Annotated in this window: 22 protein-coding genes; 10 read left to right on the top strand and 12 right to left on the bottom strand. The window is 71.4% G+C overall.

Annotated features, from left to right (window positions below; all coding sequences use genetic code 11):
* Nucleotides 1–38: 38 nt before the first annotated feature.
* Nucleotides 39–953 (top strand): 4-hydroxy-tetrahydrodipicolinate synthase, encoded by a 915-nt coding sequence (gene dapA / locus ACI2LY_RS14290; protein WP_404707413.1) that lies wholly within the window; start codon nucleotides 39–41, stop codon nucleotides 951–953.
* 7 nt (nucleotides 954–960) lie between these two features.
* Here the strand turns inward: dapA and ACI2LY_RS14285 are convergent, their stop codons facing one another.
* From ACI2LY_RS14285 to ACI2LY_RS14265, 5 genes are all read right to left on the bottom strand, one after another.
* Nucleotides 961–2,076 (bottom strand): TerD family protein, encoded by a 1,116-nt coding sequence (locus ACI2LY_RS14285; RefSeq protein ID WP_404708140.1) that lies wholly within the window; start codon nucleotides 2,074–2,076, stop codon nucleotides 961–963.
* A gap of 96 nt (nucleotides 2,077–2,172) precedes the next feature.
* Nucleotides 2,173–3,162 carry a zinc-dependent alcohol dehydrogenase family protein gene (locus ACI2LY_RS14280; RefSeq protein ID WP_404707412.1) on the bottom strand — a complete coding sequence of 330 codons (990 nt, stop codon included), beginning with the start codon at nucleotides 3,160–3,162 and terminating at the stop codon, nucleotides 2,173–2,175.
* Complete coding sequence (locus ACI2LY_RS14275; RefSeq protein WP_388991916.1) at nucleotides 3,159–4,025, bottom strand: carbohydrate ABC transporter permease; 867 nt, start codon at nucleotides 4,023–4,025, stop codon at nucleotides 3,159–3,161. Before ACI2LY_RS14275 ends, ACI2LY_RS14280 begins: the two co-directional genes overlap by 4 nt.
* Complete coding sequence (locus ACI2LY_RS14270) at nucleotides 4,022–4,969, bottom strand: carbohydrate ABC transporter permease (RefSeq protein WP_404707411.1); 948 nt, start codon at nucleotides 4,967–4,969, stop codon at nucleotides 4,022–4,024. The genes ACI2LY_RS14275 and ACI2LY_RS14270 overlap by 4 nt, the downstream gene beginning before the upstream one ends.
* Nucleotides 4,970–4,982: 13 nt before the next feature.
* The gene (locus ACI2LY_RS14265) at nucleotides 4,983–6,356 is read right to left on the bottom strand and encodes an ABC transporter substrate-binding protein (protein ID WP_404707410.1); all 1,374 of its coding nucleotides are present in this window, start codon (nucleotides 6,354–6,356) and stop codon (nucleotides 4,983–4,985) included.
* On the opposite strand from ACI2LY_RS14265, the gene ACI2LY_RS14260 reads away from it, so the two are divergent.
* Nucleotides 6,355–6,537, top strand: a complete 183-nt coding sequence (locus ACI2LY_RS14260; protein WP_404707409.1) for a hypothetical protein — start codon at nucleotides 6,355–6,357, stop codon at nucleotides 6,535–6,537. The two genes, ACI2LY_RS14265 and ACI2LY_RS14260, sit on opposite strands and share 2 nt — an antisense overlap.
* Nucleotides 6,538–6,636: 99 nt before the next feature.
* Here ACI2LY_RS14260 and ACI2LY_RS14255 read toward each other — a convergent pair whose 3' ends face one another.
* Both ACI2LY_RS14255 and ACI2LY_RS14250 read right to left on the bottom strand, forming a co-directional pair.
* Nucleotides 6,637–7,407 (bottom strand): DeoR/GlpR family DNA-binding transcription regulator, encoded by a 771-nt coding sequence (locus tag ACI2LY_RS14255; RefSeq protein ID WP_404707408.1) that lies wholly within the window; start codon nucleotides 7,405–7,407, stop codon nucleotides 6,637–6,639.
* 286 nt (nucleotides 7,408–7,693) lie between these two features.
* Nucleotides 7,694–8,503, bottom strand: a complete 810-nt coding sequence (locus ACI2LY_RS14250) for an NAD-dependent epimerase/dehydratase family protein (RefSeq protein WP_404707407.1) — start codon at nucleotides 8,501–8,503, stop codon at nucleotides 7,694–7,696.
* A gap of 227 nt (nucleotides 8,504–8,730) precedes the next feature.
* Here ACI2LY_RS14250 and ACI2LY_RS14245 point away from each other — a divergent pair, with 227 nt between their 5' ends.
* The 3 genes from ACI2LY_RS14245 (at nucleotide 8,731) to ACI2LY_RS14235 (ending at nucleotide 11,511) form a co-directional block, all read left to right on the top strand.
* A complete protein-coding gene (locus ACI2LY_RS14245) occupies nucleotides 8,731–9,894 on the top strand; it encodes a hypothetical protein (protein WP_404707406.1) in 1,164 nt (387 codons plus the stop codon).
* An 81-nt stretch (nucleotides 9,895–9,975) separates the two neighbouring features.
* Nucleotides 9,976–10,563, top strand: a complete 588-nt coding sequence (locus ACI2LY_RS14240) for a TIGR03086 family metal-binding protein (protein ID WP_404708139.1) — start codon at nucleotides 9,976–9,978, stop codon at nucleotides 10,561–10,563.
* A 150-nt stretch (nucleotides 10,564–10,713) separates the two neighbouring features.
* On the top strand, nucleotides 10,714–11,511 hold the full coding sequence (locus ACI2LY_RS14235) for an HAD family acid phosphatase (RefSeq protein ID WP_388991898.1): 798 nt from the start codon (nucleotides 10,714–10,716) through the stop codon (nucleotides 11,509–11,511).
* Between the two features lie 34 nt (nucleotides 11,512–11,545).
* Here the strand turns inward: ACI2LY_RS14235 and ACI2LY_RS14230 are convergent, their stop codons facing one another.
* Nucleotides 11,546–13,003, bottom strand: a complete 1,458-nt coding sequence (locus ACI2LY_RS14230) for a peptidoglycan D,D-transpeptidase FtsI family protein (RefSeq protein WP_404707405.1) — start codon at nucleotides 13,001–13,003, stop codon at nucleotides 11,546–11,548.
* 114 nt (nucleotides 13,004–13,117) lie between these two features.
* Nucleotides 13,118–13,891 carry an IclR family transcriptional regulator gene (locus ACI2LY_RS14225; RefSeq protein ID WP_404707404.1) on the bottom strand — a complete coding sequence of 258 codons (774 nt, stop codon included), beginning with the start codon at nucleotides 13,889–13,891 and terminating at the stop codon, nucleotides 13,118–13,120.
* 170 nt (nucleotides 13,892–14,061) lie between these two features.
* Between ACI2LY_RS14225 and ACI2LY_RS14220 the strand changes: the two genes are divergently transcribed.
* The 5 genes from ACI2LY_RS14220 to ACI2LY_RS14200 all read left to right on the top strand — a co-directional run bounded on the left by ACI2LY_RS14220 (nucleotide 14,062) and on the right by ACI2LY_RS14200 (nucleotide 18,692).
* Nucleotides 14,062–15,588 (top strand): aldehyde dehydrogenase (NADP(+)), encoded by a 1,527-nt coding sequence (locus tag ACI2LY_RS14220; RefSeq protein ID WP_404707403.1) that lies wholly within the window; start codon nucleotides 14,062–14,064, stop codon nucleotides 15,586–15,588.
* Nucleotides 15,589–15,614: 26 nt separating this feature from the next.
* On the top strand, nucleotides 15,615–16,223 hold the full coding sequence (locus ACI2LY_RS14215) for a DUF1349 domain-containing protein (RefSeq protein WP_404707402.1): 609 nt from the start codon (nucleotides 15,615–15,617) through the stop codon (nucleotides 16,221–16,223).
* A 32-nt stretch (nucleotides 16,224–16,255) separates the two neighbouring features.
* Nucleotides 16,256–16,759 carry a GNAT family N-acetyltransferase gene (locus ACI2LY_RS14210; RefSeq protein WP_404707401.1) on the top strand — a complete coding sequence of 168 codons (504 nt, stop codon included), beginning with the start codon at nucleotides 16,256–16,258 and terminating at the stop codon, nucleotides 16,757–16,759.
* Nucleotides 16,760–16,834: 75 nt separating this feature from the next.
* The gene (locus tag ACI2LY_RS14205; RefSeq protein WP_404707400.1) at nucleotides 16,835–17,554 is read left to right on the top strand and encodes a DsbA family oxidoreductase; all 720 of its coding nucleotides are present in this window, start codon (nucleotides 16,835–16,837) and stop codon (nucleotides 17,552–17,554) included.
* A gap of 76 nt (nucleotides 17,555–17,630) precedes the next feature.
* Nucleotides 17,631–18,692 (top strand): aminotransferase class V-fold PLP-dependent enzyme, encoded by a 1,062-nt coding sequence (locus ACI2LY_RS14200; RefSeq protein ID WP_404707399.1) that lies wholly within the window; start codon nucleotides 17,631–17,633, stop codon nucleotides 18,690–18,692.
* 92 nt (nucleotides 18,693–18,784) lie between these two features.
* Here ACI2LY_RS14200 and thpD read toward each other — a convergent pair whose 3' ends face one another.
* Genes thpD through ectB form a run of 3 tightly spaced genes read right to left on the bottom strand, consistent with a single transcriptional unit; the run spans nucleotide 18,785 to nucleotide 21,421 of the window.
* Nucleotides 18,785–19,684 (bottom strand): ectoine hydroxylase, encoded by a 900-nt coding sequence (gene thpD / locus ACI2LY_RS14195; protein ID WP_388991878.1) that lies wholly within the window; start codon nucleotides 19,682–19,684, stop codon nucleotides 18,785–18,787.
* 7 nt (nucleotides 19,685–19,691) lie between these two features.
* The gene (locus tag ACI2LY_RS14190; protein ID WP_388991875.1) at nucleotides 19,692–20,096 is read right to left on the bottom strand and encodes an ectoine synthase; all 405 of its coding nucleotides are present in this window, start codon (nucleotides 20,094–20,096) and stop codon (nucleotides 19,692–19,694) included.
* Nucleotides 20,097–20,149: 53 nt separating this feature from the next.
* Nucleotides 20,150–21,421: a diaminobutyrate--2-oxoglutarate transaminase gene (ectB, locus tag ACI2LY_RS14185; RefSeq protein ID WP_404707398.1), complete on the bottom strand. Its 1,272-nt coding sequence runs from the start codon at nucleotides 21,419–21,421 to the stop codon at nucleotides 20,150–20,152.
* Between the last annotated feature and the right edge of the window lie 21 nt (nucleotides 21,422–21,442).

Genomic DNA, 21,442 nt, shown 5'->3' with positions numbered 1-21,442 from the left:
AAGTGGAGCTTCACGGTCGTGGTGTCGAGACTACGACCATGAGGCAACGGAACGCACCCTTCGGCCGCACGCTCTGCGCGATGGTCACCCCGTTCACGTCGGCCGGCACGCTCGACGTGGACGGGGCGGCCCGCCTGGCCACCCGTCTCGTGGCCGGTGGCTGCGACGGGCTGGTCCTGAACGGCACCACGGGCGAGTCGCCCACCACCACGGACGCGGAGAAGCGCGAGCTGATCGCGGCGGTCCGCTCCGCGGTGGGCCCCGCCGTCCCGCTGGTCGCGGGCGTCGGCACGGCGGACACCCGCCACACCATCGAACTCACCCTCGCCGCCGAGAAGGCGGGCGCCGACGCGGCCCTCGTCGTCACCCCGTACTACAGCCGCCCCCAACAGGCCGCGATCGAGGCCCACTTCCGCCAGATCGCGGACGCGAGCGGCCTCCCCCTGATGCTGTACGACATCCCGGGCCGCACAGCCACCCGCATCGCCCCTGAGACGATAATCCGCCTGGCGGAACACCCGCACATCATCGCCGTGAAGGACTGCTCCTACGACTTTCTCGGCACCCAAAGGGTCCTCGCGGAAACCGACTTGGCGTACTACGCGGGCTGCGACGAACACATCCTCCCGCTGTACGCGGTAGGCGCCTCCGGCTGCGTGAGCACGATCGCCAATGTGGTGCCGGAGGAAGTGGCGGGAATCCTTGCGGCATTCGACGCGGAAGACACAGCGCTGGCCGCTGAACTCCAGTCCCGCGTCACCCCGTTGATCGAGGCGCTGATGGCCTCGGACCTCCCGGGCACGGTGACGGTGAAGGCCCTGCTCAACGCGCTGAACCTTCCAGCGGGCCCGGTACGGGCACCACTGCTGGCGGCGGAGGCCCGGACCACGGCGGACCTGCTGGCTCTTTACGAAGCCGGGGCACCGGTGACGGGACCCGGCCACGCGGCCTAGACCTCTGTCACAGCGCCTGTGCCCCCGGCTTCACCATGTTCCTGACCGTGCGGGCCTTCACGAAGTCGCCCAGGGCGGTCATGTCCCACTCGCCGGAGTACTGGCGGATCAACTTGGCCATCAGGACCCCCGTCTGCGGCTCCGCCGAGGTCAGGTCGAAGCGGGCCAGTTCTTCGTCGGTGGTGGGGTCGATGAGGCGGCAGTAGGCCTTGGCGACCTCGGTGAACTTCTGGCCGGAGAAGGAGTTCACGGTGAAGACCAGGCCGGTGACCTCCGGGGGGATGCGGCCGAGGTCGACCGTGATGACCTCGTCGTCGCCGCCGCCCTCGCCGGTGAGGTTGTCGCCGGAGTGCTTGATGGCGCCGTTGAGGATGGAGAGCTTGCCGAAGTAGCAGCTGTCGATGGCGTTGCGCTGGGGGCCGTAGGCGATGACCGAGGCGTCGAGGTCGATGTCCTTGCCGCGGTAGGCGGGCTCCCAGCCGAGGCCCATCTGGACGCGGGAGAGAAGGGGGGCGCCGCCCTTGACCAGGGAGACTGTCTGGTTCTTCTGGAGGTTCACCCGGCCCTTGTCCAAGTTGATCTTGCCCGCGCCCGGGGCCGGAGCCGGGGGTGTGGATACCGGCTGGGGCGGCTCCTCCACCGTCACTCCGAAGTCCGTGGCGATGCCCGCCAGGCCGTTCGCGTATCCCTGGCCGACCGCGCGGGCCTTCCACTGGCCGTTGCGCCGGTAGATCTCCACGACCACGAGGGCCGTCTCGGCGCCGAGGCCGGGCGGGGTGAAGGAGGCGACGACCGCGCCGCCGTCCGTGTCGCGGATCGTGGCCGTCGGCTCGATGCCCTGGAAGGTCTGGCCCGCCGCGTCCGGGCTCGCGGTGACGACGATCTTCTCGATGTCCGGCGGCACCGCGGCCGTGTCGACCACGATCGCGTCCGGCGCGGACCCGCCGCCCGAGCGGTAGGTCACGCCGGGCCCGGCCGGCTGGTTGTAGAAGATGAAGTCGTCGTCGGAGCGCACCTTGCCGTCGGCGGTGAGCAGCAGGCCCGACACGTCGAGCCGCACCGGTGCGGCCACGTCCACCGTCACACGGGCGGCCGGAAGCGGGACGTTGGAGCCAGGGGTCATAGCGGTCATGCCGGGTGAACGAACGACATCACTTTGCCGTTCCCTTACCCGGCGCCGAGACCCCCGTTCGGGTCAGGGCGCCGGGAGAGACACGGCTCAGGGGGTCACGACGATCTTGCGGCCGACGCCCGCCGCGAACTGCTCCAGCGCCTGCGGGTAGTTCTCCAGCGCGATCCGGTCGCTGATGAACACGTCCGGGTTCAGGACGCCGTTCGCGAACAGCTCCGCCGCCCGCTCGAAGCTGTGCAGCACCGCCATGGAGCCGGTGATGGTGATCTCCTGGTTGTAGATGCGGTACGGGTCGATCGTCACCCGCGTCGCGTAGTCGGCCACGCCGAACTGGAGGTAGGTGCCCGCCTTGGCCACCCGGCCCAGGCCGTCCTGGATCGCCGCCGCGTTGCCGGTCGCGTCGATCACGACCTCCCAGCCCTGCGGCCGGTCCAGCTCGTCCGCGTTCGCCGCCGAGCCCGAGACGCCGAGCAGCTTGGCCGTCTCCAGCCGGGCCGGGTTGATGTCGACCATGTCGACGCTCGCCGCTCCCGTGCGCTTGGCCAGCTCCAGCATCATCAGGCCCATGGTGCCGGACCCGTAGATCAGGACGTGCGCGCCGAGGCGGGAGTTGAGGATGTCGTAGCCGCGTACCGCGCAGGACAGCGGCTCGATGAGGGCCGCGTCCTGCGGGCGGACGTGCTCGGGGAGCTTCACGCAGTTGGCCACGGGCGCGACCGCGTACTGGGCGGCGCCACCGGCCGTGGTGACACCGATCGCGGCCCAGCGCTCGCACATGTTGTTGTGGCCGTCGCGGCAGAAGCGGCACTCGTAGCAGTACAGGGACGGGTCCACCGCGACCTGGTCGCCGACCGCGACCTCGGTGACCAGGCTGCCGATCCCGACGACCTGGCCCGCGAACTCGTGGCCCGGCACGATCGGCAGCTTGGGCGCGAACTCGCCCTGGAGGATGTGCAGATCGGTACCGCAGATCCCGCAGGCGGCGACCTCCACGACCACGTCGCGCGGACCCGGCGTCGGGTCGGGGACCTCGGTGACGACGGCGCGGCCCACGGACTCGATGACGGCGGCCTTCATTTCACGGCTCCCAACGACAGACCCTGGACCAGCTTGTCCTGGGCGGCGAACCCCGCGGCGAGTACCGGCAGGGAGATGACGAGCGACGCGGCGCACACCTTGGCCAGGAACAGGCCCTGGCTGGTGATGAAACTGGTCAGGAAGACCGGGGCGGTCTGCGCGACCACACCGGTCAGCACCCGGGCGAACATCAGCTCGTTCCAGCTGAAGATGAAGCAGATCAGGGCGGTCGCCGCGATGCCCGGAAGGGCGATCGGCGCCACCACGCGGCCCAGCACCGTGGGCAGCCGGGCCCCGTCGATCTGCGCCGCCTCGATGATCGCGACCGGTACCTCGGAAAGGAAGGACTGCATCATCCACACCGCGATCGGCAGGTTCATGGACGTGTAGAGCACGATCAGCGCCCAGATGTTGTCCAGCAGCCCGGTGTCCTTGGCGAACAGGTAGATCGGCAGCAGGCCCGCCACGGCCGGCAGCATCTTGGTGGACAGGAAGAAGAACAGGACGTCGGTCCACTTCTTCACCGGCCGGATGGACAGCGCGTACGCGGCGGGCAGCGCCAGCACCAGCGTCAGCACGGTGGACACCACGGACGCCATCGTCGAGTTGATCAGCGCGGGCCAGGGGCTCGCCCCGCCCGCCACGCCGAAGAAGTCGCGGTAGCTGTCCAGGGTGAGCGAGGCGGCGAGGGAGGGCGGGTTGGTCGCGGCGTCCGCCTCGGAGTGGAAGGACGTGAGCGTCATCCACAGCAGAGGCAGCACGAACAGCAGCCCGGCCAGCCAGGCGACCGCGGACAGGGCGGCGCCCTTGGCGCCGGGGCCGGAGCGGGTCCGGCGCGCGGGAGCGGTGACGGAGGTCGTCATGCGCGGGTGGCCTCCTCACGGAACAGGGACGACACGACGCGCAGGGCGAAGGTCGCGATGACGATCGAGCCGATGACGACGAGGACACCGGCGGCGGACGCCAGGCCGTTCTCGTGCGCCTGGTAGAAGGTCTGGTAGACGGTGTACGGCAGGTTCGCGGTGCCCAGGCCGCCGGAGGTGATGGTGAACACCGCGTCGAAGTTCTGCACGATGTAGATCGAACCGAGGAGCACGCCCAGTTCGAGGTAGCGGCGCAGATGCGGAAGGGTGATGTGGACGAACACCTGCCAGCCGTTCGCGCCGTCCATCCCCGCCGCCTCGATCAGCTGCGAGTCGCGGCTCTGCAGTCCGGCCAGCAGGATCAGCATCATGAACGGCGTCCACTGCCACACCAGCGAGGCGGCGACCGCCGCCAGCGGCATCTCGGAGATCCAGTCCGGCTGCGGCGCGCCGCTTCCGCCGAGCCAGTGCAGGACACCGTTGAAGAGGCCGTACTCGGGATTGAACAGCACGTGCTTCCACAGCAGGGCGGACGCGACCGGCACCAGCAGGAAGGGCGCGATGAGCATGGTGCGCACGGCACCCCGGCCGCGGAAGCGGCGGTTCAGCAGCAGCGCCAGGACCAGCCCGAGCACCAGGCTGACCAGCACCACGGAGACGGTCAGCACGACGGTCGTCCACACCGACTGGCGCAGCTCGGACGTGCTGAGGACGTCGGCGTAGTTGGACAGCCCGGTGAAGTGGCGGTCGTCCGGGTAGAGCGCGTTCCACTGGAAGAACGAGATCACCAGGGTCGCCACGAACGGCAACTGCGTGACGGCGATCATGAAGATCAGGGCGGGCAGCAGCGGGGCGCGGGTGGCCCAGCCGCGCATACGGTTCGAGGGCCCGGCCGACCGCCGCGCGGGGGCGGCGGCGACGGGGGCCGATGTCGTTACGGTCATGTCCTCGTACTTCTTACTTCCGGTACTTCTTGCCGACGGCCTCGGCGTACGACTGCGACTTCTTCAGCGCGCTGTCCACGGACTGACGGCCCGCGATGGCGGTGCTGATCTCCTGGGCGACCTTGGTGCCCAGGTCGGTGAACTCGGGGATGCCCACGAACTGGATGCCGGGCGCGGGCCGGGGCTGCACGCCCGGGTTCTTCGGCTCGGCGCTCGCGATGGCGTCCCTGGTGACGTCCGCGAAGGCGCCCGCCTCCTTGGTGTACTCCGGGATCTCATAGGTGGACGCGCGCTTGCCCGCGGGCACGTTCGACCAGCCCGCGCTCTTGCCGACGAGGTTCTCGTAGCCCTTGCCGGACGCCCAGGAGATGAACTTCCAGGCGTCGTCGGGCTGCTTGGACGCCTTCTGGATGCCCCACGCCCAGGTGTAGAGCCAGCCGGAGCTCTTGGTCTTCTCGACCGGGGCCGACACATAGCCGATCTTGCCCTTGACCGGGGAACCGGCGGCCTCCAGCGAGCCCGCGCCCGCCGTGGCGTCGTACCACATCGCCGTCTTGCCCTGGGTCATGTTGTTCAGGCACTCGGCGTAGCCGGACTGGGCGGCGCCGGACTCACCGTGCTTGCGCACCAGGTCCACGTAGAACTGCGTGGCCTTCTTGAACTCGGGGGAGTCGAGCCGCGCGTTCCAGTCCTTGTCGAACCAGGTGCCGCCGAAGGTGTTGACCACCGTGCTCAGCGGGGCGATGACCTCGCCCCAGCCGGGCAGGCCGCGCAGACAGACGCCCTTCATGCCGGGCTCGGCGCCGTCCGCCTTCGCCGCGATGTCGGCCACCTGCTGCCAGGTGGGGTGGGCCGGCATCGTCAGCTTCTTCTTCGCCAGGACGTCCTTGCGGTACATCAGGAAGGACGACTCGCCGTAGAAGGGCTCGCCGTAGAGCTTGCCGTCCGCGCCGGTCAGCGCCTGCGTCATCGGGGCGAGGATGTCCTTCTGGTCGAAGGCGGTGTCGCTCTTGACGTAGCTGTCCACGGGGTGGAGCCAGCCGTTCTTGGCGTAGATCGGGATCTCGTAGTTGCTCAGGGTGGCGACGTCGTACTGGCCCGCCTGGTTGGCGAAGTCCTGGCTGATCTTGTCTCTGACATCGTTTTCCGGCAGGACGGTGAAGTTCACCTTGATGCCGGTCTGCTTGGTGAAGTTGGCGGCGGTGAGCTTCTGCAGCTCCACCATCTGCGGGTTGTTCACCATCAGGACGTTGATGGAGTGGCTCGCCGATCCACCGCCGCCCGCGCCGCCCGCTCCCGCGCAGCCGGTCAGGAGGGGGCTGATGAGCGCTCCCGCGGCGCAGGCGGCGAGGAGGACGCGTGACGTACGTCGGCTCTGGGTTGGCATGAAGGGTGCTCCTGATCGCTGGTCGGTCCCGGAAAGCGGAAGGTCGGTGGGGCGGGCGGCTCTGGTGGTGCGGGTGGTGCGGGTGATGCGGGTGATGCGGGTGATGCGGGTGATGCGGGTGATGCGGATGGTGCGGGTGGTGCGAGTGGTTCAGGTGGTGCTGGTGGTGCGTGGGGTGTGACGGGCCGACCGACCGTGCGGCTCGCCGTGGGCGCGGCGGACGGCCGGGTGGTGTGAGGTGATGTGCGGGGCGGGTGCGGCGGTACGGGGTGGCCCGGGGTCAGACGCGGATGACCTGTGGGCCCTGGAGCGAGTAGCGGTGGGCCTCGGCGGCCGGGAGCTGGGTGCTCGTGACGATCGCGTCCAGCGCGCCGATCTCGGCGAACCGGCAGAAGCTGACCGCCCCGAACTTGGTGTGGACGCCCGCGAACACCGTGCGCCGGGCGGCCCGGATGGCCTGCGCCTTGACCTCGCTGACGGCGGGGTCGGGCGTGGTCAGCCCGTATTCGCGGGAGATGCCGTTGGCGCCGAGGTAGGCGAGGTCCACCACGAAACCGGCCAGCATCTTGGTCGTCCAGTGGTCGACGGTGGCGAGGGTGCCCGACCGGACCCGGCCGCCCAGCAGCAGGACCGACACGTTCTCGGCCTCCGCCAGGGCGCCCGCGACGGGCAGCGAGGCGGTCACCACGGTCAGCGCCCGGCCGGTCGGCAGGGCCTCGGCGATGAGCTGGGGGGTGAAGCCCTCGTCGACGAAGACCGTCTCCGCGTCCCCGAGCAGTTCGGCCGCGGCGGCCGCGATCCTGCGCTTCTCGGGTACGTGGCTGGTGGCGCGGAAGGCGAGCGTGGTCTCGAAGGCGGCGCTCTCCACCGGGTAGGCACCGCCATGGGTACGGCGGACCAGCCCGTGGTCCTCCAGCGCGCGCAGATCGCGCCGGATGGTCTCCTTGGCCACGCCCAGCTCGACGGCGAGCGCGGTGACGTCGACGGAACCGGTGGCCCGGGCCGCGCGCACGATCTCGCGTTGGCGTTCCTCGGCCGTCCTGGTGTTCATGTCGTCACCCGCTCTCGTCATTGAGATGCCTGCTGGGATGCCCGTTCGGGCCCTGGGGGAAGTTCTACAGCGGACTTGCGGCGCTGACCAGGTCTGTTCGATGCCCGATCCTGCCCGTGTGTGCCCGATCACATCCCGTCGGACCCGCCCCGGACCTGCGCGGCAGCGGGGTGCGCGGTGGGAGCGGGCATGACGCGTGCCCGAACAGACCCGCGGGCGGGCCCGTTTGGTGCCCGCCCGCGTTCATGAGCGATCGTTTTCGGCCGTGGGGCCGCCGGTGGGGTGGTCAGTACGGCCAGATCGGCGGGTCGGTGAGGAAGTGCCCGCCGAGGCGGTCGTGGGCCGGGTTCGCGGGGTCGAGTCCGCCCTGTTCGGCGATGAGCTTCTCCGCGTACGGCTCCGAGTCGTCCTCGGGGGTGTAGCCGAGGGCCCGCGCTGAGGTGAGGTCCCACCACAGGCGGGTGTTGGCGGAGGAGCCGTAGGCGACGGTGTGGCCGACGCCCTCGGCGGTCAGGGCCGCGTGGAAGAGGCGGGCCGCGTCGGCGGGGCTCAGCCAGATCGAGAGCATCCGCACGCTGGTCGGCTCCGGGAAGCAGGAGCCGATGCGCACGGAGACGGTCTCGATGCCGTGCCGGTCCCAGTAGAGCTGGGCCAGGTCCTCGCCGAAGCACTTGGAGAGGCCGTAGAAGGTGTCCGGGCGGTGCGGGATGTCCACCGGGATACGGGGATCGTCCGGGGCCGGTACGGGGGTGTGGCCGACGGCGTGGTTGGAGGAGGCGAAGACCACGCGGGGGACGCCTTCGAGGCGGGCGGCCTCGTAGAGGTGGTACGTGCCCTCGATGTTGGCCTTCAGGATCTTTTCGAACGGGGCTTCCAGGGAGATGCCCGCGAGGTGCAGCACCGCGTCCGTGCCGCGTACCGCCTCGCGCAGCGCGTCCAGGTCGGCGAGGTCGGCGGTGACGGCGTCCGGGGCGTCGGGGACGGGACGGCTGTCGAGGAGGCGGAGGTCGTAGCCGTGGGCCGGGAGCAGGGAGCGCATCAGGGTGCCCAGGCCGCCAGCGGCGCCGGTGAGCAGGAGGGTGCGGGGGGCGGGCATGTGGGGTCTCCTCGCGTGGTCCGGCCGTGGGGGCTCGTTCACATACTTGGTGAAGTTAGAGAGGGGGCCTGGGTGGGTCAAGTGGGTTGAGGGATGCGGTCAATTGGCTGGTGGATACGGGGTGCGCATGACCTTGACCGCTCCGGCGGGGGCTCGTAGCGTTCACGCATGCGGACGCCGGTCAGCCTGCTGCCTGGTGGTGCGGTCGGGCCGCCGGAGGAGGAAACGTGCGGGCGTCGGCGTTCGTCTACCCCTGGGACGTCAACGGCGACCCAGGGGCCCCTGGTCGGATCGCCTCCCTGGGGGTGGACCAGGTGACCCTGGCCGCCGCCTACCACTCCACCCGCGCGCTCACCCCGCGCCATCCACGCCACCGGATCGTCACCGCCGAGTACGCGGCCGTGCTGTACCCGCCGGACGAGCGGTGGGCCCGCCACGACCTCCGGCCCCACCCGGCCGGTGACTGGGCCCCCGGCGACGCCTTCGGCGAGGCCGCGGCCGCGCTCGCCGCCGCCGGTCTCGAGGTGCACAGCTGGGTCGTCCTCGCGCACAACTCCCGCCTGGGCGCGGAACATCCGCACACCTCGGTCGTCAACGCCTACGGCGACCGCTACCCCTGGGCTCCCTGCATAGCCCAGCCCGCCACCCGTGCCTACCTGATCACTCTGGCCGCCGAGGCCGCCGTACGCCCCGGTGCGAGCGGCACCGAACTGGAGTCCCTCGGCTGGTACGGCCTCCAGCACCTGCACGCCCACGACAAGACGGGCGGGGTGGGCCTGGGGGAGGCCGGGCAGTACCTGATGTCCCTCTGCTTCTGCCCGGTCTGCCGGGCGGGGTACGGCGAACAGGGTCTGGACGCGGAGGAGTTGGCCGCGGCTGCACGGGCCGCGCTGGAGCCGGTGTGGCGGGGTGCGGCCAAGGACGACGACTGGGGGGACGTGGAGCGGGGGCTCGGCGCGGAGGCCGCGGCCGCGACACTCGCGTGGCGGGAGACGGTGGCCCGCACCCTCCAGGAGGAGGCGGTCGCGGCGGTCCGGGCGGCGGCCCCGAAGGGCTTCCGGGTACTCCTGCACGCGGACCCGGTCTCCCACCACTGCGGCGCCAACGCCGGGGTGGACCCGGCCCACATACTCTCGGCGGCGGACGGTGTGGTCGTCCCCTGTGTGGACGGCACACACCGCCTGGCACCCTTCGCCCGGCACGCGCACGTGGACACGGTCCTGGCGGCCAATCTCACGGTGGTCTCGGGCATGGGCGGAGCCCCCGGACGCCTCGCCGCCGACGCGGCCCGTGCGCGGGATGACGGGGCGAACGAGCTACGGCTCTACCACGCGGGCCTGGCCTCGGACGCGGACCTGGCGGCGGTGCGGGAGGGGCTCGAGGGGTGGTGAGGGGGCCGGGCGCCGATGAGTTCCGGATCGTCGGCCGGTCACCCCTTCGTACCCCCGGTGCGCACCCGCGAGGAGACCGACATGACCGACCCGACCCTGGATCTCGGACCGCAGGCCCGGATCGTGGCCCGGCTCGCCGAGGCCGTGACCGACGAGCAGCTGTCGGCGCCCACGCCGTGTCCCGATCTCTCGGTACGGAACCTGCTGGGGCATCTGCTGCACCTGTCCCTCGCCTTCCGGGACGCCGCCCGCAAGGACCTCGGCGCCACGACCGACACCGACCCCGACGCCACCGTCCCCGACATCGGCCCTGGCTGGCGCGCCGACCTGTCCAAGGCGCTCGACGAACTCGCCGACGCCTGGCGCGACCCGGCCGCCTGGACCGGGCAGACCCGCGCCGGGGGAGTGGACCTCCCCGGCGAGATCGCGGGCGCCGTCGCCGCCGACGAACTGGTCATCCACGGCTGGGACCTGGCCCGCGCCCTCGACCTCCCCTACACCCCCGACCTCCCCGCCCTCGCCTCGGCGTACGGCTTCCTCCTGGCCGCCGCCGAGGAATCCGACGGGGGCGGCGGCATCTTCGGCCCGGTGATCCCGGTCCCACCGGAGGCTCCCCTGCTGGCCCGAGCGGTGGGCCTGAGCGGCCGCGACCCGGAGTGGCGGGCGTAGGGCCCGCCTGACCAGCGCCCGTCGGCACCACTCCCCGGCCCTCTCGGCCCACCTCCCGGGTGACCCCGCCCAAGCCCCGCAGGGCCTGGCTTGATCTCGATCCTGCAACGTCCGTCGCGCGGGTGCGATGACGCGCGTAGAACACCTGTCATGCATAAATCACTGCGGATCGCGGCCGCCACCGCCGCCTGTGCGCTCGCCGGTGGTGCCCTGTACGGCGCCGGTGCGGCCACCGCCGGGCAGTCGACGGCGAACTCCACCCACGAGCCCTACAACATCGGGCTCCTGGTCAAGGACATCGACACCTACTACGGCACCACCGCCGACAGCGCGGGCAAGTACCAGGCGTCGCCGACCAGTCCGTACGCCAAGGACCTGGCGCGGATCGACGCCGACGCCAAGCGGTACATCGACAAGGCGGCCCGCAAGGCCCACCACCGGGGTGAGAAGCCGGCCGTGGTGTTCGACATCGACGACACCCTGCTGCTCAGCCTCGACTACGAGAAGCGCTACAACTACACGTACGACTCCGCCACCTGGAACGACTACGTGAACCGCGCCGACCGTCCCGAGGTGTTCGGCAGCCCGGAGCTGGTGCGGTACGCCACCGCCAAGGGTGTCACGGTGTTCTACAACTCCGGCCTGAGCGAGTCCCAGCGCGCCGGTGCCGTGGAGAACCTGAAGAAGGTCGGCGCCGACGTCAACCTGGACGCCGGGCACATGTTCCTCAAGGACAAGGCCAACCCGCCCGCCTACCTGTCCGGTTGCGCCACGCCGGGGGCCTGGACCTGCACCACCGTCCAGTACAAGGGCGGCACCCGCAAGCACATCGAACAGGACCTCGGGTACGAGATCATCGCCAACTTCGGCGACCAGTACTCCGACCTGGACGGCGGCTACGCCGACCGCACGTACAAGCTGCCCAACCCGACGTACTTCGTCTCCTGACGCGGCCCGACCAACCCTGATGCCCCGGCGGCGCTCAGCTCCGCTTGAGCGCCGCCGCCATCATCGTCCGGGCCACCGGAGCCGCTAGGCCGTTGCCGCTGACCTCGGAGCGGGCCGCGCTGGACTGCTCGACCATCACCGCGACCGCGACCTCCTGGCCCGTGCTGTCCGACTTGCCGTACGCGGTGAACCAGGCGTACGGCGTCTCGCTGTTGTTCGGGCCGTGCTGGGCGGTGCCGGTCTTGCCGCCGACCGTGACCCCGTCGATCAGCGCGTTGCGGCCGGTGCCGTCCCGGACCACCGTCTGCATCGCGGACTGGAGCTGCTCGGCGGTACGGGCGCTGACGATCCGCTTGCGGTCGGCGTCCCCGAAGTCCTGCAACACCGTGCCGTCGCCACTGGTGAGCTGCGACACCATATGGGGCGCGACCAGCTCCCCGCCGTTCGCTATGGCGGAGGACACCATGGCCATCTGGAGCGGGGTGGCGGTGACGTCGTACTGGCCGATGCCCGACAGCGCGGTCAGCGCCTTGTCCATGTGGGCCGGATACACGCTCTGGTAGGCCCGCACCGGGATGTCCAGCTCGTCGTCGTCGAAGCCGAACTTCTCGGCCATGGCCCGCACCTTGTCCTGGCCGAGGTCGACGGCCAGCTTGCCGAAGACGTTGTTGCACGAGTACTGGAGGGCGACCCGGATCGAGGCGTTCGCGCAGGGCGCCGCGGTGTTCTCGTTCGGCAGCTCGCGGGTGGTGCCCGGCGGGGTGTAGGGGGCGGGGCTCTCGGTGCGCTGGTCCACGTCCGTGTACAGCCCGTTCTCCAGCGCGGCCGCGGCGACGACCAGCTTGAACGTCGAGCCGGGCGGCAGCGGCTGGCGCATCGCGCGGTTGACGAGCGGCTTCTCCTTGTCCTTGGTGAGCCGCTCCCAGGCCGTCCCCGCCGTGTTCGCGGAGGTCAGCGCCGAGGGGTCGTAGGACGGCGTCGAGACCATGGCGAGGATCTTGCCGGTCTTCGGGTCGATCGCCACGGCGCCGCCCGTGTTGCCGCCCAGCGCCCGGGCGCCGGCCTTCTGCACGGCCGGGTCGATCGTGGTGATGACGTTGCCCGGGTCGGCCCGCCGTCCGGTGACGGTGTCCATCACGGTGCGCAGCCGGGTGTCCGTGCCGTTGAGCACGTCGGCGTAGACGCCCTCCAGCTGGGTGGGGGCGTACGCCTGCGAGGCGTAGCCGGTGACCGCCGCGTACAGCGAGCCGTCGGTGTACGTCCGCTGGTACGCGAGGTCGCCCTTGCTCACCCGGCCCGACCCGGTGACCGGCTTCCCGGCCACGACGATGTCGCCGAGCGGCCGGGAGTAGGTGCCGATGGCGTTCCGGCGGTTGTCGGGGGAGTCCGCGAGGGCCTTGCCGTCGTAGAACTGCACCCAGGTCGCCCGGAGCAGCAGGGCGAGCACGAGCAGCAGGGAGAAGACGGCGGCGCGCCTGATGGTCTTGTTCATGGCGCAGGGGAAGACGATCAGGACGACCGGTTCCGTTCCCGCCCGGACACGGTTCTCATCACATGTTCAGATTTTCAGTGCCGACCGTGCCGATGCCGTGTGCGCGCCGCCCGCTCACAGCCGCCGAGTCGCCAGCGTCAGCCGGTCCCGCGCGTCCAGCAGCGCGTCCTTGATCATCTGCTCGTGCGCCGGGGTCAGCCGGGCCACCGGCACCGAGCAGCTGACGGCGTCGCGGGCCGGGGTGCGGTACGGCACGGCGACGCCGAAGCAGCGCAGGCCGAGGGTGTTCTCCTCGCGGTCCACGGCATAGCCCTGCTCGCGGACGCGGTGCAGCTCGGCGATCAGCTCCTCCCGGTCGGTCACCGTGTGCTCGGTGAGCGCGGGCAGCTTCTCCGGCAGCAGCGCCCGCACCTGGTCGTCGGTGTGCGTGGCGAGCAGCGCCTTGCCCAGCGAGGTCGAGTGCGCGGGCAGCCGACGGCCGACGCGGGTGAAGGGGCGCAGGTAGTGCTGGGACTGGCGGGTGGCGAGATAGACCACGTTGGTGCCGTCCAGCCGGGCCAGGTGGATGGTCTCCGTGGTGTCGTCCGCGAGCCGGTCCAGCGCGGGCCGGGCCGCCGCGACCACCTCGTCGCCGTCGATGTAGGAGGTGCCGACCAGCAGCGCCCGTACCCCGATGCCGTACCGGGTGCCGGTCGCGTCCGTCTCCACCCAGCCCAGCTCCACCAGGGTGCGCAGCAGCATGTACAGGCTGGACTTGGGGTAGCCCACGGCCTCCTGCACGTCCGCCAGGGAGTGCATGCCGGGCCGCCCCGCGAAGTACTCCAGCAACTCCACCGTCCGCACCGCGGACTTGACCTGCGCCCCGCCCGCCGCCTCGGCTGCAGTCATCGCTTCTGGACCCTTCGCTCGGCCGGTGCCCGGAGGCCGTGGCCCTGGTTAAGGAAGCCCCCGGCCTATAGTCTCCGAGCAGCTCATTCACCATCAGAGACAGCGTTCAGCATATCGAACGAGCCGATGGCCGAATCCCGGCAGTACGGCCTTGTCCGGAGGGAACCGCGGTGACAGCAGCACCAGTCTGGAGTGTCGACCCGCGTACGGGGAAGCACCGGGAGCAGGTCGCGGTGGAAGCCACCGCCGACGAGGTGGACGCCACCGTCCGGGAGGCGCACGCCGCGCGCGGCGCCCTCGCGGACCGCGCCGTGCGCGCCGCCTTCCTCCGCGAGGCGGCCACCGGTCTGGAGGCGGTCAGCGCGCTGCTGATCGAGGTCGCCGACGCCGAGAGCGCCCTCGGTCCCGTCCGGCTCACCGGCGAACTCGCCCGCACCGCCTACCAGTTGCGGGCCTTCGCCGACCTGGTCGACGAGGGCGCCTTCCTGGACGTCGTCATCGACCACCCCGACCCCGCCGCCACCCCGCCCGTGCCGGACCTGCGCCGCTGGAAGATCCCGCTCGGTGTGGTGGCCGTCTACGCCGCCTCCAACTTCCCCTTCGCCTTCTCCGTCGCGGGCGGCGACAGCGCGAGCGCGCTCGCCGCGGGCTGCCCGGTCGTGGTCAAGGCCCACCCCGACCACCCGGCGCTGTCCGAGCTGGTCGCCAAGGTGCTGCGCCGGGCCGCCACCGCGCACGGACTGCCCGCGGGCGTGGTCGGCCTGGTGCACGGCTTCACGGCCGGAGTCGACCTCATCCGGCACCCGCTGGTCGCCGCCGCGGGCTTCACCGGGTCGGTGCGCGGCGGGCGGGCCCTGTTCGACGCGGCCGCCGCGCGCCCGGTGCCGATCCCGTTCCACGGCGAACTCGGCTCGCTCAACCCGGTCGTGGTCACCGAGGACGCGGCCGCCGAGCGTGCCCAGGACATCGGCGCCGGACTCGCCGCCTCCATGACCCTCGGCGTCGGCCAGTTCTGTGTGAAGCCCGGCCTGGTGCTGGTGCCGTCCGGGGCGCACGGCGACGGCCTGGTCAAGGCGCTCATGGACGCCGTCAGCGATACCGAGCCCGGTGTGCTGCTCGACCACCGGATGCGGGACGCCTTCCTCGCGGGCGTCGGCGAGCGCACGGCCCTGCCCGACGTGGACTCGCCCGTCACGCCGGGCGCGGCCGGGGCGCACACGGTGAGCGCGGGCTTCCTCACCGTCCCCGCCGCGCGGCTCACCGAGGGCGCGCACGCGGCGCTGCTGGAGGAGTGCTTCGGCCCGGTCACCGTGGTCGCCCGCTACACCGGCGAGGACGAGCTGACCGCCGTACTGGAGCGGCTGCCGGGCAGTCTCACCGCGACCGTGCAGCTCTCCCCGGCCGAGGCGGCGGGGGAGGGGGACGCGGCCGCGCTGCTGGCCCGGCTGACCCCGCTGGCGGGCCGGGTCCTGGTGGACGGCTGGCCGACCGGGGTCGCGGTGGCCCCGGCCCAGCACCACGGCGGCCCGTACCCCGCCACCACCTCCACCTCCACCTCGGTCGGCGGCACCGCCGTCGAACGCTGGCTGCGCCCGGTCGCGTACCAGAACACCCCCGAGCCGCTGCTCCCGCCCGAGCTGCGCGACGACAACCCGCTGCGGCTGCCCCGGCGTTACGACGGAGTGCTCGAACGCTGACGCGAACAGGCTGCGAGAATCGCCCGATGGACATAGAGCTTCCCGAACTCCCCTTCCCCTTGCGGACGTACGGCCCGGACGGGCACTGGTCCTACGAGAAGGGGGTGCTCACCGGCTGGGCCGGGCCCCGGCAGGACCGGTTCGTCACGCCGACCGGGGAGGCGCTGGACCCGGCTGCCGACGCGCCCCGGCTGCTCGGCTCGCCCGAGGGCGACTTCCAGCTGATCGCCCGCGTCACGGTCGGCTTCAACGCGGCCTTCGACGCCGGGGTGCTCTACGTCCACGTCGGCGACCGGCACTGGGCCAAGCTCTGCCTGGAGAACTCCCCGGACGTGCCCACCATCTGCACGGTGGTCACCCGGGGCCACTCCGACGACGCCAACTCCTTCACCGTGCCCGGCAGTTCCGTCTGGCTCCGGGTGAGCCGCACCGGCCGCGCCCTGGCCTTCCACGCCTCCCGCGACGGCGCACGCTGGACCTTCGTCCGCCTGTTCACCCTCGGCGACGAGAAGGAGACCGGCGCCGCCCTGATCGGCTTCATGACCCAGTCCCCGCTGGGGGAGGGCTGTGTGGTGACGTACGACCACCTGGAATTCCGCCCCACCTGGCCCACGGACCTGCGCGACGGGAGCTGAACCGCGCGGACGGCACAGGCGTCTACATCCTCATGATCAGTGACGAGACGGCAGGCGCCCTGGTGATCCGTCCGGCCGAACCCGGGGAGGCCGGGATCATCGCCGCCCTGCACGCGCGGGCCCGGGCGACCTACTACCCGGACGGGCTGCCTCCGGCGGACTTCGACTGGACGGACGCCTGGCGGGGCTCCATCGAGCGGCCGGACGGGGAGGTGCTGTGCGGGGTGCGGGACGGGGAGATCGTCGCCATCGCCTCCTTCCGCGCCCCGGAGGGCGAGCCCCCGGACACGGTGAAGCTGTACCAGTTCCATGTGGCGCCGGACCACTGGCGCGCGGGCCTCGGCGCCGCCCTGCACGCCGCCTGCGTCGAACGGTGGCTGGCCGGGGGCAAGCGGGCCGCCGTGCTCGACGTGCACGTGGACAACCGGCGCGCCCAGGCGTTCTACGCCCGCCAGGGCTGGGTCCCCGATCCGGCGAAGCCGCCCGCCGAGGACGACCACCACCTGTTCCTGCGCTGGACCCCGCCGGGGGAATGAACCGAGCTGTTTGAATGTTCACGTATCGGACGGAGAGAGTCCCCGTCCGGTACGAGCGAGAAGAGAGTCCTGAAGATGCGCGTCGAGATCTGGTCCGACATCGCCTGTCCCTGGTGCTACGTCGGCAAGGCACGCTTCGAGAAGGCGCTCGCCGCGTTCCCGCACCGGGACGAGGTCGAGGTCGTGCACCGCTCCTTCGAGCTGGACCCCGGCCGGGCCAAGGGCGACGTACAGCCGGTGATCGACATGCTCACCCGGAAGTACGGCATGAGCGCGGCGCAGGCCGAGGCCGGGGAGGACAACCTCGGCACCCAGGCCGCCGCCGAGGGGCTCGACTACCGCACCCGAGGCCGCGACCACGGCAGCACCTTCGACCTGCACCGCCTGCTGCACTTCGCCAAGGAGCAGGGCAGCCAGGAAGCGCTGCTGGACCGCCTGTACCGGGCCAACTTCGCCGACGAGCAGTCGGTGTTCACCGGCGGCGACGACCACCTGGTGGCGCTGGCGACCGAGGCGGGCCTGGACGCCGACGCCACCCGCGCGGTCCTCGCCGACCCCACCGCGTACGCCGACGAGGTCCGCGCCGACGAGCGCGAGGCGGCCGAGCTCGGCGCCAACGGCGTCCCCTTCTTCGTCCTCGACCGGACGTACGGCGTCTCCGGCGCCCAGCCCGCCGAGGTCTTCACCCAGGCCCTCGCCCAGGCGTGGGGCGACCGCTCCCCGCTGAAGACCCTCGCCCAGGACGACGCCGGGAGCTGTGGCCCGGACGGCTGCGCGGTGCCCCAGCAGGGCTGACGCATAAGGGTTGCTTGGAGACACCCTGTAGAGACGCGTGATGGACGACGGCACCCGGGCGCCGCACAGTGGAGCCATGGAGACCACGGAGACGTTCGAGAGCCTCGTCCGCGCCGAGTTCGCCCCGGTCGGCACCTTCCTCAACACCGCGAGCAACGGGCTGCTGCCCACCCGCGCCGTCACCGCCCTGCACGACGCGGCGCTGCTGCGCGTCCAAGGCGAGCCGCTGACCACGCTCTACGACGACGCGGAGGCGTGCCGGGCCGCCTTCGCCCGGCTCGCCCGGGTCCCCGTCGAGCGGGTCGCGCTCGGCGCCTCGGTCGCCGCGCACGGCGGGGTGATCGCCGCCTCGCTGCCCCCGGGCGCCGAAGTCCTCACCGCCGAGGACGACTTCTCCTCCGTGCCCAACCCGTTCCACGTCCGGGGCGACCTCAAGGTGCGCGCGGTGCCCGTGGAGCGGATCGCCGACTCGGTCCGGCCCGGCACCGCGCTCGTCGCCGTCAGCGCGGCCCAGTCCGCAGACGGCAAGGTGGCCGACCTCCCCGCGCTGCGCGAGGCCGCCCGCACCCACGGCACCCGCACCTACGTCGACTTCTCCCAGGCGGCGGGCTGGCTGCCGATGGACGCGGGGGACTGGGACTTCACCGCGGCCGTGGCCTACAAGTGGCTGCTCGGCCCGCACGGCGTCGCCTTCCTCGTCCTGCCCGAGGACTTCGGCGGCCTCACCCCGCTGCTGGCGGGCTGGGTAGCGGGCGAGCGGCCCTGGGACAGCTGCTACGGCCCCGTCACCGAACTCGCCCACTCCGCACGGCGGTTCGACCTCAGCCCGGCCCTGTTCTGCTACCCGGCGCTGCGCCGCTCCCTGGAGCTGATCGAGGAGCTGGGCGTGCCCGCGATCCACGCCCACGACACCGCCCTGGCCGACCGCTACCGGGCCGGGCTCACCGCGCTCGGCCACGAGGCGCTGCCCGCGCAGGGCTCCGCGATCGTCTCGGTGCCGGGGCTCGGCTCACGGCAGCCGGAGCTGAGCCGGGCCGGTATCGAGGTGTCCGACCGGGCGGGCAACCTGCGCGCGGCCTTCCACCTCTACAACACCGAGGCGGACGTCGACCGCCTGCTGGACGCGCTCTCCGGCTGAACCAGACCCGGACATGGGCATAGACATGACCGGGCCGATGCCTCCCGTCCCACACGAAGAGGCACCGGCCCGGTGATCGGGGGTGAGGCGCGCTACCGCACCGGGGTGAAGTCCCGCGCCCCGATGAACTCCGGCCTGCGCACCGGCGCCGCGAACGGCTCCACCGCCGTGTTCTCCACACTGTTGAACACGATGAAGACGTTGCTGCGCGGGAACGGCGTGATGTTGTCGCCGGAGCCGTGCATGCAGTTGCAGTCGAACCAGGTGGCCGAGCCCGCCGCGCCGGTGAACAGGCGGATGCCGTGCTCACTTGCCAGGTCGGTCAGCGCCTCGTCGGACGGGGTGCCCGCGTCCTGCATCTGGAGCGACTTCTTGTAGTTGTCCTTCGGGGTGGCGCCCGCACAGCCCAGATACGTCTTGTGCGACCCCGGCATGATCATGAGGCCGCCGTTGGTGTCGTGGTTCTCGGTCAGCGCGATCGAGACGGACACCGTACGCATGTTGGGCAGGCCGTCCTCGGCGTGCCAGGTCTCGAAGTCCGAGTGCCAGTAGAAGCCGCTGGCGCCGAAACCGGGCTTGACGTTGATCCGCGACTGGTGGACGTAGACCTCCGAGCCGAGGATCTGCCGCGCCCGGCCGACCACCCGCTCGTCGTGCACCAGGTTGGCGAACAGCTCGCTGAGCCGGTGCACCTCGAAGACCGAGCGGATCTCCCCGGACTGCGGCTCCACGATCGAGCGCTCGTCGGCCCGGATCGCCGGGTCGCCGACCAGCCGGTCCAGCTCCCGCCGGTAGACCTGCACCTCGGCGGGGGTGATGATCTGGTCGACGGTGAGGAAGCCGTCCCGCTCGAACCCCTCCAGCTCGGCCGCCTGGATCGGGCCGGGCGTGTCCGGGGCGCCCCAGACGACCGGGTCCTGGCGTGGCACGCGGACCTCGGTCGCGCCCCGGCTCGGGTACAGGTCGGTGGGCGTGGTGGTGAGCGTGGTCATGGTTCTCTCACACCTCCTCGGGCTCGGTGAGCAGCGGGTAGACGCCGTTCTCGTCGTGGTCCTCCCGGCCGGTCACGGGCGGGTTGAACACGCAGAGGCAGCGGAAGTCCTCCTTCACCCGCAGCGTGTGCCGCTCGTGCCCGTTCAGCAGGTACATGGTGCCGGGCGTGATGGTGTACACCTGCCCGTCCTCGTGGTCGGTCAGCTCGGCCTCGCCCTCGGTGCAGACGACGGCCTCGATGTGGTTGGCGTACCACATGGACGTCTCGGTCCCGGCGTACAGGACCGTCTCGTGCAGGGAGAAGCCGACCCGCTCCTTGGCGAGCACGATGCGCTTGCTCTCCCAGGTACCCGATTTGGCCTTCACATGCCGGTCGGTGCCCTCGATGTCCTTGAACGAACGGACGATCACGGTGTCTCCTCCTCTTTGCCAGCCGGTCAGGCGGTCAAGCGGTCTTGCTCTGGTCAGGCGGTCTCGCGTACGGCGCGGGCGAGGATGCTCAGCCCCTCGTCCAACTCCTCCGGGGTGATGGTCAGCGCGGGCAGCAGCTTGACGACCTCGCCCTGCGGGCCGGACGTCTCGATCAGCAGCCCCAGCTCGAAGGCGCGCTTGGCGACCTGGGAGGCACGGTCGGGGCGGTGGAACTCCAGGCCCCACACCAGCCCGCGGCCGCGGTACTCCTTGACGTCGGCGAGGTTCTCCTCGGTGATGGAGATCAGCTCGCGCTCGACCTGCTCACCGCGCGCGCGGGTCTGCTTCTCCATCGCGGCGCCGTCGGCCCAGTACGTCTCCAGCGCGGCCGTGGCGGTGACGAACGCCGGGTTGTTGCCGCGGAACGTGCCGTTGTGCTCGCCCGGCTCCCAGATGTCCAGCTCCGGCTTGAACAGGCACAGCGACATCGGCAGCCCGTAGCCGGAGATCGACTTGGACACCGTGACGATGTCCGGGGTGATGCCGGACTCCTCGAACGAGAAGAACGCCCCGGTACGGCCGCAGCCCATCTGGATGTCGTCGACGATCAGCAGCATGTCCTGCCGCTCGCACAGCTCCTTCAGCGCGCGCAGCCACTCGGGCCGGGCCACGTTGATGCCGCCCTCGCCCTGCACGGTCTCCACGATCACCGCGGCGGGCTTGTTCAGACCCGAGCCCTGGTCCTCCAGCAGCCGCTCGAACCACAGGAAGTCCGGCACGGTGCCGTCGAAGTAGTTGTCGAACGGCATCGGGGTGCCGTGCACCAGCGGGACACCGGCCCCGGCCCGCTTGAAGGCGTTGCCGGTGACGGCCAGCGAGCCCAGCGACATGCCGTGGAAGGCGTTGGTGAAGGACACGATCGCCTCGCGGCCCTTCACCTTCCGGGCCAGCTTCAGCGCGGACTCCACCGCGTTGGTGCCCGTCGGGCCCGGGAACATGACCTTGTACGGCAGGTCGCGCGGCCGGAGCACCAGGTCCTGGAAGGTCTGGAGGAAGGTCCGCTTGGCCGTGGTCGACATGTCGAGCCCGTGGGTCACCCCGTCGCGGGACAGATAGTCGATCAGCGCCCGTTTCAGTACCGGGTTGTTGTGGCCGTAGTTGAGTGAGCCGGCCCCGGCGAAGAAGTCGAGGTAGGCATGGCCGTCCTCGTCGTACATCCTGCTGCCCCGCGCCTGGTCGAACACGACGGGCCAGCCGCGGCAGTAGCTGCGGACCTCGGACTCCACGGTCTCGAAGACGCTCAGGTCGGGCTGGGTGATGGTCACGGTGATTCGCTCCTCGGGGGA

Origin of the sequence: Streptomyces sp. NPDC002176 (assembly GCF_044903645.1) — a bacterium.
In the GTDB taxonomy this organism is placed as follows: domain Bacteria; phylum Actinomycetota; class Actinomycetes; order Streptomycetales; family Streptomycetaceae; genus Streptomyces.
Note: the sequence above shows the minus strand (reverse complement) of the source record. Positions and strands in the feature narration are given on the sequence as shown.